The sequence below is a fragment of the Spiroplasma phoeniceum P40 genome, assembly GCF_003339775.1.
Lineage (GTDB): Bacteria > Bacillota_I > Bacilli_A > Mycoplasmatales > Mycoplasmataceae > Spiroplasma > Spiroplasma phoeniceum.
On the sequence record NZ_CP031088.1, the window covers coordinates 1,149,802 to 1,162,922 of the forward strand.

The 13,121-nt window shown below is 24.8% G+C and carries 24 protein-coding genes and 1 tRNA gene; 15 read left to right on the forward strand and 10 right to left on the reverse strand.

Annotation, left to right across the window (positions count from 1 at the left end):
• Positions 1–2: 2 nt before the first annotated feature.
• From SDAV_RS07100 to SDAV_RS07110, 3 genes are all read right to left on the reverse strand, one after another.
• Positions 3–863 (reverse strand): formate/nitrite transporter family protein, encoded by an 861-nt coding sequence (locus tag SDAV_RS07100; RefSeq protein ID WP_114565047.1) that lies wholly within the window; start codon positions 861–863, stop codon positions 3–5.
• Positions 864–1,099: 236 nt separating this feature from the next.
• Complete coding sequence (locus SDAV_RS07105; RefSeq protein WP_114565048.1) at positions 1,100–1,393, reverse strand: hypothetical protein; 294 nt, start codon at positions 1,391–1,393, stop codon at positions 1,100–1,102.
• Positions 1,394–1,486: 93 nt separating this feature from the next.
• On the reverse strand, positions 1,487–1,870 hold the full coding sequence (locus SDAV_RS07110) for a hypothetical protein (protein ID WP_114565049.1): 384 nt from the start codon (positions 1,868–1,870) through the stop codon (positions 1,487–1,489).
• A 226-nt stretch (positions 1,871–2,096) separates the two neighbouring features.
• On the opposite strand from SDAV_RS07110, the gene SDAV_RS07115 reads away from it, so the two are divergent.
• From SDAV_RS07115 to SDAV_RS07165, 15 genes are all read left to right on the forward strand, one after another.
• A complete protein-coding gene (locus SDAV_RS07115; protein ID WP_114564757.1) occupies positions 2,097–2,321 on the forward strand; it encodes a hypothetical protein in 225 nt (74 codons plus the stop codon).
• A gap of 142 nt (positions 2,322–2,463) precedes the next feature.
• A tRNA-Ser gene (locus tag SDAV_RS07120) sits at positions 2,464–2,554 on the forward strand.
• A 530-nt stretch (positions 2,555–3,084) separates the two neighbouring features.
• Positions 3,085–3,318, forward strand: coding sequence for a hypothetical protein (locus SDAV_RS07125; RefSeq protein WP_114565050.1), 234 nt, complete (start codon positions 3,085–3,087; stop codon positions 3,316–3,318).
• A 419-nt stretch (positions 3,319–3,737) separates the two neighbouring features.
• Complete coding sequence (locus tag SDAV_RS14090; RefSeq protein WP_281268781.1) at positions 3,738–3,866, forward strand: hypothetical protein; 129 nt, start codon at positions 3,738–3,740, stop codon at positions 3,864–3,866.
• Positions 3,867–3,879: 13 nt separating this feature from the next.
• Positions 3,880–4,104 (forward strand): hypothetical protein, encoded by a 225-nt coding sequence (locus tag SDAV_RS07130; RefSeq protein WP_114565051.1) that lies wholly within the window; start codon positions 3,880–3,882, stop codon positions 4,102–4,104.
• On the forward strand, positions 4,073–4,240 hold the full coding sequence (locus SDAV_RS12085) for a hypothetical protein (RefSeq protein ID WP_186823344.1): 168 nt from the start codon (positions 4,073–4,075) through the stop codon (positions 4,238–4,240). The genes SDAV_RS07130 and SDAV_RS12085 overlap by 32 nt, the downstream gene beginning before the upstream one ends.
• 1 nt (position 4,241) lies before the next feature.
• The gene (locus SDAV_RS07135; RefSeq protein WP_114564119.1) at positions 4,242–4,577 is read left to right on the forward strand and encodes a hypothetical protein; all 336 of its coding nucleotides are present in this window, start codon (positions 4,242–4,244) and stop codon (positions 4,575–4,577) included.
• Between the two features lies 1 nt (position 4,578).
• Complete coding sequence (locus tag SDAV_RS12090) at positions 4,579–4,716, forward strand: hypothetical protein (RefSeq protein WP_157092848.1); 138 nt, start codon at positions 4,579–4,581, stop codon at positions 4,714–4,716.
• Between the two features lies 1 nt (position 4,717).
• Complete coding sequence (locus SDAV_RS07140; protein ID WP_114565052.1) at positions 4,718–4,996, forward strand: pentapeptide repeat-containing protein; 279 nt, start codon at positions 4,718–4,720, stop codon at positions 4,994–4,996.
• Complete coding sequence (locus SDAV_RS07145) at positions 4,996–5,394, forward strand: hypothetical protein (protein ID WP_114565053.1); 399 nt, start codon at positions 4,996–4,998, stop codon at positions 5,392–5,394. The genes SDAV_RS07140 and SDAV_RS07145 overlap by 1 nt, the downstream gene beginning before the upstream one ends.
• Positions 5,394–6,176, forward strand: a complete 783-nt coding sequence (locus SDAV_RS07150; protein WP_114565054.1) for a hypothetical protein — start codon at positions 5,394–5,396, stop codon at positions 6,174–6,176. The genes SDAV_RS07145 and SDAV_RS07150 overlap by 1 nt, the downstream gene beginning before the upstream one ends.
• A gap of 1 nt (position 6,177) precedes the next feature.
• Positions 6,178–7,032 (forward strand): recombinase RecT, encoded by an 855-nt coding sequence (locus SDAV_RS07155; RefSeq protein WP_114565055.1) that lies wholly within the window; start codon positions 6,178–6,180, stop codon positions 7,030–7,032.
• Positions 7,017–7,523, forward strand: coding sequence for a hypothetical protein (locus SDAV_RS07160; RefSeq protein ID WP_186823345.1), 507 nt, complete (start codon positions 7,017–7,019; stop codon positions 7,521–7,523). The genes SDAV_RS07155 and SDAV_RS07160 overlap by 16 nt, the downstream gene beginning before the upstream one ends.
• A 4-nt stretch (positions 7,524–7,527) precedes the next feature.
• Complete coding sequence (locus SDAV_RS12095; protein WP_162475803.1) at positions 7,528–7,698, forward strand: hypothetical protein; 171 nt, start codon at positions 7,528–7,530, stop codon at positions 7,696–7,698.
• Positions 7,691–7,876: a hypothetical protein gene (locus tag SDAV_RS07165; RefSeq protein WP_114565057.1), complete on the forward strand. Its 186-nt coding sequence runs from the start codon at positions 7,691–7,693 to the stop codon at positions 7,874–7,876. Before SDAV_RS12095 ends, SDAV_RS07165 begins: the two co-directional genes overlap by 8 nt.
• Positions 7,877–7,894: 18 nt before the next feature.
• Here the strand turns inward: SDAV_RS07165 and SDAV_RS07170 are convergent, their stop codons facing one another.
• From SDAV_RS07170 to SDAV_RS07200, 7 genes are all read right to left on the reverse strand, one after another.
• Positions 7,895–8,191, reverse strand: coding sequence for a hypothetical protein (locus SDAV_RS07170; RefSeq protein ID WP_114564600.1), 297 nt, complete (start codon positions 8,189–8,191; stop codon positions 7,895–7,897).
• Positions 8,192–8,306: 115 nt separating this feature from the next.
• Positions 8,307–8,906, reverse strand: a complete 600-nt coding sequence (locus SDAV_RS07175; protein WP_114565058.1) for a hypothetical protein — start codon at positions 8,904–8,906, stop codon at positions 8,307–8,309.
• A gap of 2 nt (positions 8,907–8,908) precedes the next feature.
• Positions 8,909–10,237 carry a hypothetical protein gene (locus SDAV_RS07180; RefSeq protein ID WP_114565059.1) on the reverse strand — a complete coding sequence of 443 codons (1,329 nt, stop codon included), beginning with the start codon at positions 10,235–10,237 and terminating at the stop codon, positions 8,909–8,911.
• A complete protein-coding gene (locus SDAV_RS07185) occupies positions 10,227–11,165 on the reverse strand; it encodes a hypothetical protein (protein ID WP_114565060.1) in 939 nt (312 codons plus the stop codon). Before SDAV_RS07185 ends, SDAV_RS07180 begins: the two co-directional genes overlap by 11 nt.
• A gap of 2 nt (positions 11,166–11,167) precedes the next feature.
• A complete protein-coding gene (locus SDAV_RS07190; RefSeq protein ID WP_114565061.1) occupies positions 11,168–11,395 on the reverse strand; it encodes a hypothetical protein in 228 nt (75 codons plus the stop codon).
• A gap of 428 nt (positions 11,396–11,823) precedes the next feature.
• A complete protein-coding gene (locus tag SDAV_RS07195) occupies positions 11,824–12,246 on the reverse strand; it encodes a hypothetical protein (protein ID WP_114565062.1) in 423 nt (140 codons plus the stop codon).
• A gap of 1 nt (position 12,247) precedes the next feature.
• On the reverse strand, positions 12,248–13,120 hold the full coding sequence (locus SDAV_RS07200; protein WP_114565063.1) for a hypothetical protein: 873 nt from the start codon (positions 13,118–13,120) through the stop codon (positions 12,248–12,250).
• Between the last annotated feature and the right edge of the window lies 1 nt (position 13,121).

The following is a 13,121-nucleotide window of genomic DNA, read 5'->3' on the forward strand; positions in this document are numbered from 1 at the left end:
AATTAAAGTGTTAATTTTTCTTTTACATCTTTTTGATAAATAAAATAATATAAAAATGGTAAGAAAATTCCTCCACTTAAGAAATTCCCAATTAAAGTTGGTAATTGAACATTATAAGCAAATTTTCCAAAATCTGCTCAACCACCACTTGTTCAAAATTTTAAAAATGGTTGTAAAAATCATAAATATGAATTAGCAACTACATGCGAAAATCCAGAAATTGCAAAAGCCATAATAATTAAATTTACAACAAAGAATTTAGCAACGGCTGTTTTAGTTGTATGTGCAGCATAAATCGAACCAGCAACTAAAAAGTTACATAAAATGGCACTCCCAAAGTTTTCTCATCATTTGTGTTCTAATTTTCCATTAATTAAGATTACCGCATTATTATAAAAATCAGTTTCAGAACCAGGCATATGATTTAAAAAACCAGCTCAAGTTGTTAAACAAGCCATCACTAAACAACCTAGGAAATTACCACTTAAAACAATAAATAAATTACTAACAAATCTTCCAACATTTAATTGTTTTTTAAAAACAACAATTAATGCTAAAGAATTTGATGTAAACATTTCTCCCCCAAGAAAAACAATCATTGTAATTGCAACAGTAAAGACAAGACCAAATACTAAACTTTTTAAACCAATTGGGATATTATATCAATTTCCCTTTATTGCCGTAATTGCAGCAATATAACCAAATCCAATAAATAAACCAGCGGCTAAACCCATTAAAAAGGTTTTATAAAATGGACTATTTCCTTTTTTTAACGCATACTTATAAATATTTACAAAACTATCCTCATTGCTATAACTATCGGAATTATCTACTTTTTCTTCTTTTTTAATTTCGTCCCTCATTTTTTCTCCTCTTTTTCACATTTTATTTCTCTATAAATAATACTTTATTATTCTATCATAAAAAATAAAAACCTAAATATAATCTAAACTTAAAATAATTAATAACCAGTATTTTTAAATAGGCATCCTGTACGATGAACCCGTAAAAAAGAAACTCTTGTTAGAGTTGTTTTTTATTTGAAAAACAACTTTTGAAAAACAACTTAATAGCAGAGTGGGACAGTTATTTAAAATAACTAAGTGTTTTTTCCACATAGGCGGTCTAGCCCAGCGGTAATCAGCCCAGAAATAATAGACGCTTTAACAAGCGATAGTCGTACAAAACGATGAGTTAAATTATATAATGCTTGTCCAGCATTAGGTAAATAAGCAACTTGTTCAGCAGTTGCTGTTGCATATTGCATAATACTTGCATATTCATTATATAAAGGTCCACACAATAAAGCATTAACCATATCAACATACGCTTTTTGATCTGTTGTATTACCTTCTAATGTAAAAGGTACTTGTGGCACATTAATTGTTGCCATAATTTTCACTCCTTATTATCTAAGGTTTTTAAGTGTGAAATCAGTTAATTTTTTAATTTCATCAGTTGTATATGCACCTTTTTCTTTAATAGTTTAAATTTCATCATTTTTATTTTCAATAGATTTTTCAATCATATCTTTAATAAAATTAGTTGGTGAAAATGATTGTTGTTCTTGCACAAACAAATCAGTTTTTAATTCTTTTAAAGTTTGCATTCTTTCAGTTAAAGAATTACCACTAACTTTATCTAAATTAGTTTTAATATCTTCAATTTTAGTAGATGGAATATCTTTAAATGCTTTTAATTCATCTAATTCATTAGCAGCTTTTAAATATTCTTCTTTTGAAATAGTATCTGTTCTTTTTTGCAAACTTTCTCTAATTTGTTTCGCTTCATTATTAAATTCATTTAATATATTATCTGCTATTTCAGCACTTAAACCTTGTTCTATTAATTGTTCTTTTGTAATTGCCATTTTTATAAACCTCTTTTTTTTTTTTTTTTTATTCTTGTCCGATTAACAAGTCAGCATAAACTCTTTTTAAGGCGGAAAGCTTAAACCGGAAATACGCTTTTTAAACAAAAGATTAAACCATTAACTTTATTTTACACTATTATTTTAAAAATACAATACTTTTTATATACAAATACTAAACAAATAACATAAAAGTGTTATAATAAAGTTGAAAAGAGGTAATAAAATGACATTTTTAGATTTTTTAAATGAAATTAATATGAAAAGTAATTTAGTTATTTGTTTTAATAATAAACAGTATAAATTTAGTAAAAAAGAATATTTTAAAAGAGATAAATTTAATAATATTAATTTTTTATTATATATACCGGATTTAGATAAATGTAAAATTGCTGATATTGAATTTCTAACCAAAGAATGAAATAACAATTTAAAAATTACATTAGTATAAAAAATCTAGCATTTTTGCTAGACTTTTTTTACTTAATTTCATAATTCTCATAAATTTTTATACATTCTTCTTTTGAAATAATTTTGTTTTCCATTAAAATTGAAATGAGGTAAAATAAATGACATTTTTAGTATTTCTATATGGAACAGTACTCAAATTGGACAAGAGGACATCCTGCTAAGATGTTAGGTCGGGTAACCGATGTGAGAGTTCGAGTCTCTCCTGTTCCGCCATTTAACTAGACTTTTTTTACTTAATTTCATAATTATCCAAATAAATAATAAATATACTAAACTTAATATATTTAATTGCTAATATGCCCCTTAAAACACGCAATAAAGGTATTTAAAAACAAATATATTTATGTATAATATAAATTAATCCTCAGCTTAGACTGTTGGAGGCTCGCTTGCTGAAATGCAGGCGTACATATTGGGGCTGTATAGCCCTTTTACTTTATTAATTAATAGAGTTAGTCCGTATTTTAAAAGTAATAGGCTCAGTGGATTAGTCCAGCTTACTTTATATGGATATCCAAATAAATGTCGGAGAGTGTAGTTCAGAGGCTATCAGGTCTGACATAGATGAGCCGTATGGACTTGTCCGCTATCGGTAAGAGCGTAATTTCGTCTCCTCATCTAAAAAAGAGATTTAATATCTCTTTTTTTATTTAATTGGCATCGTGTACGATGAAGCGGCAAAAAAGCAACTCTTGTTAGAGTTGTTTTTTTATTTGAAATAAAACAACTCCTAAAAGGAGGTAATGATAATTAAACAACAAAAAATATGTGATGTTAATGATTGTTATAAATTATCATCATTCATCACCGAAGAATTTGTATCAAATAAAGTTTTATGAACTTGTGAAAAACATAGAAATTTATTGAATAAAGTAAAAGATAAAACACAAAAGCAATTTTATCAAAAACTAGAAAATTCAAAAATTATCTTTGATTGAGAAACTGGTTTTTTAAAACTTTGATTTTATAAAACTTAATGCAGAGTGGGACTGTTATTTTATAAATAACTAAGTGCTTCCATAAGAACATGAGTATTAACTCATTCCCACAAGCCGTCCGAGGCAAGTACTGAAATAGTGTATGAGGAAAGAGGTAAATCGGCGTTGGTTATTATTTTTAATAACTTGCGATAGTGGTGATGTGTCCAAGGCTAACATCAAACCACAATAAAAATAGAGATGGTGACACAAACAATTAAATTTGCGATTAGCATTAGGTCCTTCAAATTGATGCGAGTAAATTTAATTTCAAAAACTGAGCGTTGCCTCCTTGAAAAAGGAACGGAGAAGGAAGACATATATATGTCTGGCGTCTTAACTATACAAACAACTACAAATTGTAGAACATTGTAGTTAATATACCAACAATTACCAAAATTAATAATAAGGAGGTAAAGATGAAAAAGAATAGTTGTCTTAAAAAAAGATATTGAGGTTATTGCTTTAAATGTGATAAACAAAATAAATATATTCTTACACACAATGAAATTACTGATGAACATTGAGCATTAAATAAAAAGAATTAGGAGAGATTACTATATGAAATGTCAAAGAATTAATTGTAATAATAAAAATGCTTATTGTGGAAATAGTTATATTGAAAAAATTGGTGATAAATTAGAGTGAAATTTAGGTTATAAAAAAGAAATTATATTATGTGAAGAACATTGATTACAAAATTATCAATTAGAAAATTTAATTATAAATAAAAAGAATTTGGAGGGATTAAATTATGGAAAAAAGATATTTATTAATAACAAATAGTTCATTTACTGGAATAGATACTGAATTATTTTATACATTAGAAGAAGCACAATATACTGCTAAAAATAAAAGTTGTTCTCAAACAACCATTATTGATTTAGAAGATAAAAATATTAAATGACAAGGAGATAAATAATATGAAAGAAATTAGAAATTTACAATTATCAGAATTTCAAAAAGAAATTATTAATAAATTAGATGATGAGTACTGCTATAAAATTTCATCACAAGAACAAAATAAAGATACCGCTATTAATATTATTGATAATGATGGTAATTTCTTGTTAGAAATATCAAGTAGCGACGACTATGTATCAATAAATGAATTAATAAAAAATAGGGAAAAAAGCATTGAAAATCTTAATGGATATCTTAAAAAAAGTTTAAATATGTGTAAACCATATACTGAAAGCATTGAAAATCATAAAAAAACTATTAAATTATTAGAACTTATATTAAAGGAGAATAAATAATATGTGAAAAGATGAAGATGGCAAAGTTTACACAAAAGAAGATTTATTTAATGAAGCATTAGAAGAATGTCATTCAGAAGAAAGTGCTTATGACTATATTGATACTTTAATTGCAGAAAAGAATTTGGAGGAATTATAAAATGAAAACATTACAAGATTTAATTAAAGATTTAACAGGAATTGATGTTGAAAAAAATAAAATCAGTAAATATTTAGAAAGTGAAAAATTAGATTTACGATGTGTTAATTTACGTTGGGCTGATTTACAAGGTGCTAATTTAGAGGGTGCTGATTTAATAGAGGCTGATTTAACAGGTGCTGATTTATATCGTGCTGATTTACATTGGGCTGATTTAAAAGGTGTTAAAATCACCAAGCAACAATTAGAACAATTAACTGTTATTGAGGAGGAAGAATAATGGCAAAATATTGTAAAAAATGTCAATGCCCTGTTAATCAAATTAACTCTGATTATTGTTTATTTTGTGATAATGATGTACTTAAAGAAGAACTTACAGAATTAAATAAAGATTTAAATTGAAGTTTAAAAACTGAAGAAGTACTTAATAAAATGTTTGAAGACAAAATCGAAGAAAATGAAGCACTTGAAGCAGAAAATGATGAATTAAAACAACAAATATTATATAAAGAAGATTTTTATTTACTTTGTGAAGAAGATAAACTTACATATGATTGAGAAAGTTTACAAACTGATGAAATAACAATTGAAATGCACTTAAAATATTGTGAAAGTAATAATCATAGATATTGCCTAATTAAAGATATTAATAATTTACCAAGTAAGGAGGGTGAATAATGAATGATATTGTAAAAAATAGAGTAAATAGTATTACATTTCAATTTCCTTTAAAAGGAGATGATTTTAAAAATGAAAGTATTTTAGCATATAATGTTCAAAAATTTAAAGAAGAAAATAAACAAGAATTAACTGAGTATATTTTTAGACATATTAATCATTATGCATTAAATGGTTATCAAGATCTACATTTAAAAGATATTCCAAGTGCTATTACTAAAAATAATTTTGTTTTTAAAGAATGATTAGAACCTATTCAAAAATTATTAGATGAACATAATAGAATTGGTAAAATAATTACTAATTATAGGAATTATATTGAAAGATACAGAGTTGAAATTAATAATAATTTAACACAAGCTCGTAAACAAAAACAACAAGAGTTTTTAAAAGAACAAGAATTAAAAAAACAAGAATTACTTGAAAAAGCAAATAGTTTAACACCAGATATGGGTCTTGATATAGACCAAATTCAAGATGAACAAGTTCGTGTTATGGAAAAAGTAGTTGAAATTGATAAATCATTAGAACCAAAAGAATTAAAAAAAGTTGGTATTAATTTAATAAAAGAAAAATTATTAATTAAAGATATTGAAGTAATTGGAATTGATAATAATTTTTTAGAAAATGCTAATCAATATGAATTAAAACAATTAATTAAATATTTAATTATTGATGAAAAGTTAGTTAAAAATACAATTAAAGCACAATGAGATACAAATACTGATAATAAAGTAGTTGGTATTAAAGGAATAAATATAAAAATTAAAGGAGTGAAATAAAATGACAAATGAATTACAACAATATATTAAAGGTGCAATTATTAAATATGAATTAAAAGTTAATGATAAATATGTAAAAGAAAATATATTAGCACTTGAAGAATTAAAAATGAAAAATGGTAATAGTTATTTACAATTAGTTAATACTGCTGATAATGCTAAAATAACAGCATTAGGAATTATTAAATTAAGTAATAAAGGATTAATTTTTGGTAAAGATTTTAATATTATTCCATTTAAAAATAAATTAACTACTGTTATTGATAGTAAAGTTTATTGTAAAAGAATTGAAGAAGCAGGGTATAGTCCAAGAAAAGCAATTATATTTAAAGGTGAAAAATTTGAATGAGATAGTTTAAATTCATGTCCTAAAATACATGAAATTAATTTTAATGCAAATACTAGTGATTATAATGAAATTATTGGTGCTTATGCTTTTGCAAAAGATAAAAATGGAAATTATCAAGGTATTTTATTAAGAAAAGCAGATATTGATCGTTTAAGAAATAGTAGTCCTAGTGGTAATAGTGAATATTCACCTTGAAATAAATGACCAAAAGAAATGGTTGAAGCAAAATTATATCGTAAATTAGCATTAGAAATTGGGATTGATATATCTGATATTGATTTAGATGAAAAAGAAATTAAAGAAGATGGTAATTTTGAATATATTTCATTTAAAGATATTGATGTCGCCAAAAATAAAGGGCAAATTAGCGATGAACCCTTATCAAATAATATAAATAACCCATCTTATCCAGAAATAGCAGACACTAACGATAATGTCGTTAAAGAAGAAGATATCTCAAATGTAGTACCAGCAGTTAATAATGATGAGGAGTGAGCAACTTGATAAAAATAGGTATTGACCCATCAGGTACTGGTACTACTGGTATTGTTATTTATGAAGATAATAAATTAGTTAAACAGCATGAATTTAAAAATAAAGATTGAAAAGAACATTTTGAGTTTATAGATGGATTTATACTTGAATATTTATATTCAGATTATTATGTAAAAAATAAAGGTAAAATTTTATCAGACATACGAAATATTGAAGATTGCTTATATACAAATGCTAATGGTTCAAAAGACCGTGATGATTTATTAAGATTACTGGGTGCGATTGAAAATACTTTATTTACTTTTAATTTTATATCACCAAAATATACTAAATCAGTTGTTAAAAATATGGAAAATTTAAGTAAATATAATAATAGTTGTTTATGAAAATATGATAAAGATCCTAATTTAACTTATCAATATGGTAAAGGTTGATTTTATAATAATGAAAAAATAAGTAATCATCTCCGAGATGCAATTATTATTGCTAATTATGAGAGGTAATATTATGAAAACAAAAAATCATCAAATTGTAATTAGAAATATTAATGTTTACTTAAATAAAGAACAAGAAAAAATATGAAATGAATTACCTGAATTATATACACATAGCCAACGAGTACAGCATTTTATCAATTACTATATTGTAAATAATAAAGGAAATAATAAAAATGAATAATTATATTTTATGTTATCGTTCTGAAAAAGGTAATCGCCCTTGTAAAAATCCTCTTGGTGAATATATAACTGGTATTGATGTTGAAGATATAAATATTAAATCTACTGAATACTGAGAATATTATAAAAGTACTTATGGTGAAAAGAATTTAATTATCTTAAAAACAAATAAAAAATAACCTTAATTGGTTATTTTTTTAAATGCTATTTGTAAGTTTTTCAATCGCTTCTTTTTTAGCATATTCTTTATCATTAATTTTAACTTGTTTTTTGACATTTTTAATTTGTCCAGTTTTAATTGCTAATTCTGTTGCACTTTCAGCACCGCGTAAATGCTTTTCGTGAGCAATTACAGCAGTTCGTAATTCTCTAATTTCTGCTTTATATTTTTTAATTTTTTTAGCAGATAAACCAAGAACGCCAAGACTACCAGTTCCAACTGAACCCGCTAATACAAGCAAAACAATCATTAATGTATCTGTTGAAATATTCATTTTTTTATTTCCTTTCTATCCTTACTAAAACAGTGGCCATCTATTCTTTCAGAACAAAATAATTTATAAAATAGACTATATAACCACCCAAAAATATCTACCACCCCTATATAGTCTATTTATTTCATCTTTTTTTAAGACAATATTGATTTCAACTTTCAACTTGTTCTATTGTTTGTTTACAATTATGACAAATATTAACATTATGTTTTTTAAGATATTTACGAAATATTAATCAACCAAATAATATTAAATATAAGATATAACTTGGTATTTTATAAACTTGCTCTAAACATTTACCAATCGGTAATTTAATTGCTGGTATTTTAGGTATTTTTGTTGTTAATCAAGCAGTACCATGTAATATTGGGTATGATATAACAATCCCAGCATATCCAAAAAAACCACCATCAGTTATATTGTGCTGACCAAACATAAACTCTTTAACTTGTTCTAATGTGGGTATTCAATTAAAGTGTAAGCTAGTAAAAAATAAACCATATAAACTTAAAAATGGAGTATGATATAAAATTGACAGTGCATTATATCGCATAATATATGCTTTTTTAATATGAAATGGATATTTATCATATTTTAAAAACTTACGATTTTTTCATGCTTTAAAACTTTGACTTGGATTTCTTTGTTCAAAACCTAATCTTTGTCAATAAGTACCATTTTCATTTTTAATAATAATATTTTCTTTATCTATCATATTTACACCTCTTGTCGAAAAATACGAACACTATTAATTGGTATATTAGAACCCTCTGAACCATTAGTTAAATAAACCCGACCACTAGCACTATATAAAGCAATACTATAAGGAGTTTTATCGAAATCATCAATAAAACAAGTTGCTTGATGTTTAGATAAAGTTTTATTTTCTTTTGTTTCTGTAAAATAAGGTGGTTCAAGTCATAACATACCTTCAGCACCTTTACGATTAGTTGGTGATAATCAAACTTGATAACGATATTCTTCTGAAAATTCAGGAATATCAATATACTTAGCACTATCAGGTGTATAAGATATACTTACTTTTTCTCATTTTATTTTTTTACCTATATCAAATATTCATTTTATTACTTGTTCAAAAGTATCTTTAAAACTTTGATTTAAAGATAATTTATTATTTTTAACACCAAATTCATCTGATAATAATAATTCTAAACTACTATCATCTTTTTGATGTAATGGGGCATTAACTGTTATTGAACTACCACTTTGTGCTTTTTTAACAATATATTTTCCATCTTCTTTATCAATATAATCTTTATTTAAATCACTATCTTTAATAACATCAGATGGTATATCACCGCCTTGTTTTGCTTTTCATACATTATTTTCATAATAAATCGTATCATTATCAAAAGGCACTATTAATTTAATATACTCATTATAATCAATCTTACTAAAATCATTAATAGTAGGATAAGTTATATTAATTGAATTATCTGTTTGAAATCGTTCTTTTAATCAAAATAATAATGTTTCATAAAATGTTTTTTTAGTAATATATTTATATTCTTCTTCTCATGGATGAGCATAATTTCCTAAATTATAATTATATGGTCTTATATTTGTTTTACTAGATATAATATCAATTATTTCACCTGCTAATTTTAAAGCATTTTTAACATCACGAGTAATATTTTCATTTGCTTCAGGGTCATTAGTTTGTGAATAAGCAACACCACCTTGTGAAAATGATGCACTACCAGTTAAATCATTTACTCCTTTTGGTAAATATCAATTTATAACTGCTAATAAACAACCAGATTGAATATAACTTAATCATTTATCATATTCAATTACACCTGTATTATCTTTTTTTACTCATGGAAATAAATCTTTTTTATTAATCTTATCGGAAATTGTTCCACCTGATAATCTATCCATTCATAAACTAGTTTTTAAAATAGCATTATAAATTAAATTATCATTATAAGCAGATTGTTTTCTATCATTAATTGGTTGTCAAAGTTTACTTTCTTTAACATCTTCAACTGTTATAAATAACAAATTATTTAAATTATTTTCCATATAAAACACCCCTTAATTGATTACGATATTTATCTTTTAAATTAGATGGTTTATAACTATTAACTTTTCTTTTATTTTTATTAATTGTTTTAATAGATTTATTAACCTGATAAAATTTACTATTAACTGGTGTTTTATATAAATTCTTAATATTTTTAATATCATTTCGGCGTTCACGATATCATTTTTTATTATTAATTTCGCCAGCAAAATTAAAATTAAAATGCCCAATCTTTAAATTATTAATAAACTTTTTAATTTGCTGTAATTTTTGAACTGTTGGTAATGTTAATTTAATATTTCCTTTTGGATATTTTTCTTTTAATGCTTGTGGTAATCGTTTTTTAATATAATTTCTTAAATGACTAGGTAATCATTTTCTTAATCAATAACGCCAAAATAAAGTCCCAGCATTAGATACAGCATTACTTAATAATTTTCAAATTTCCACTGGAACACTAGGATAAACATATGGACCATAAAACTTAGGGTTTTTTGCTGTTTTTGTATATATTAAAATAGTTAAATTACCCGTTAAAGTTAATTTATTTGTAATATTAAACATACCACTATCAAGTCAACTACTATTTAAAGGTTGTCAATTAGTATTTAGATAATTTTCATTTTTAAATTGTTCTCTATTTTTAATATTATTTTCTTTTTCTAATTGATTTAATATTTGTTGAATTTCTTTTTTATAACCTTTTTTAATTAAATTTAAGTAAGTAAATGGGTCTAACCACTGATAAATATCTTCAACTTTATTAGTAATTTTTTTATATTTACCAGTAGTATAATTAATTGGTTTTAATACTGTTTGTTTAATTTGATTAACTTTATTAATTAAATTAACAAATTTATTTATTAATGTTTTATTTTCTAAATTAGAAACTAATAAGGTTAATATTCTTAAAATTAATAAATTCATAATTAAGTTTTTTTAGTAGCAGCAGGAACTGTAATTTCCATTCCTGTTGTTTCACCAGTTAATCAATTTGTACCAATTAAAATATATGGTACCGAAACATTATTGCTAAAATTACCCTCATCTCTATCATTAAATATTGAATCATCATAATCTAAAATATTAACAATATAATCTGAAGTTGTTAAACCAGCATTAAGTTTTTGAATTGCTTTAATAAGACCAGTATTCATTTCAGTAATTACATCTGCTTTTTTAGTTAAATCAGGAACATCACTATATCAAGGTGTTTTTAAAGTTCCAATATTATCTTTATTAAATTGTTTAATACTTATTTGATTTACTTTTTGTACTTTATAATACTGAACTTGTGAAACACCAGTTGCTTTATTTTTACCAGCAATATAAATATCAACATAAATATCTGTTGTAGTAATATCATAACTTGATGGTGAATCTTGATAATATAACGGTCTTCAATCATAATCATCTGCTGTTAAACTTGCATCAACCGCTTTAACTGCTTTTAAAACTTTATCATTTAAAAGTGGTCTTAAATCTTCACTTGCTACTTTTTGCGGTACAATAATTCCTTTAATTATTTCATCATCTGTTAAACTATCAACATTTTTAATTTTATCGTGGATATCTACGGCACTACTTACTTTGAATAAATTAAAGAAACTGTTCCACTATATTTATTTGGATTTCCAGTTGCTAATGTGCCAGTAGATGTAATATTAGAGAATGTTGCATCTCCATTTTGATAATTAGTATTTTTTGCTTTAATAGCAGTTTCTAATTCTGCTGTTGTTGGGGTATTACCCGCCATTGTAATTTGACCTAAATTAGGTGTTGTAATAACTGTTGATAAAGCAGGTTTACCAATAGTATAGTCAGTCGGAACTCGGTAAGTTATATTTAAATTATTAATTGCTTGTGTAATTTCTGTTTGGGTTGGTTGTCTTTCTAAAATAATTTTACATGTTTTTGGATATAAAATTGTTGGTGTTGCATATTGAACTTTACCAATTCATTTAGGGTTAGCAGTATCATTATCTAAAACTTGTTGAATAGTATCCATATTAAGTATCCATATTAATTGGATATGCTCAAACTTGTTTATTAATAATTAAACCATTTACATTAGTAAAATCATAAACTTTATCACGATTAACTTGTCCTTTTGTATATATTTTTTCTAAATGAAAACTTTTTGATACTGGAATACCCATAGCTGTATTTTCATATAATTCACCATTAACCATTGCTTTTAATTGTGCTTGTGAACCAATTACTTTTAAATAAGCAGGTGTTAATCCTAAATAAGCTCTTCGTCCTAAAACCATAAACATTTTATCTGTTGGTAAACCAAAATATAAATTACTAATTTGATTTGTTAATTCAATTAAAGTTTCATTTAATGTAAAAAATGCACGATTAGCATCAGCAGCATTATCTGCTGTATAACTACGAAATGGAATTACTTCATATTTTCCATCTGCTAAACAATAATCATAAATACCTTGTATTAATTCACATTCTAAATTAACAAATTTATTTTGAACAACACTAGAAATAGCATCAGCAATAATTCCACTTTTAATATTTGCTTCTATCATATTTAAATCAAATGCTTCATTCATTAATTTTAAATTAAATCTTTTATCAATAGGAACTGGAATTCTTGTTAATCCCATTGTTTGAGTTGTTCCACCATTTGGTAATGAATAATCATTTTGTCATACCACACGATGAGTTAAATTATATAATGCTTGTCCAGCATTAGGTAAATAAGCAACTTGTTCAGCAGTTGCTGTTGCATATTGCATAATACTTGCATATTCATTATATAAAGGTCCACGCAATAAAGCATTAACCATATCAACATAGGCTTTTTGATCTGTTGTATTACCTTGTAATGTAAAAGGTACTTGTGGCACATTAATTGTTGCCATA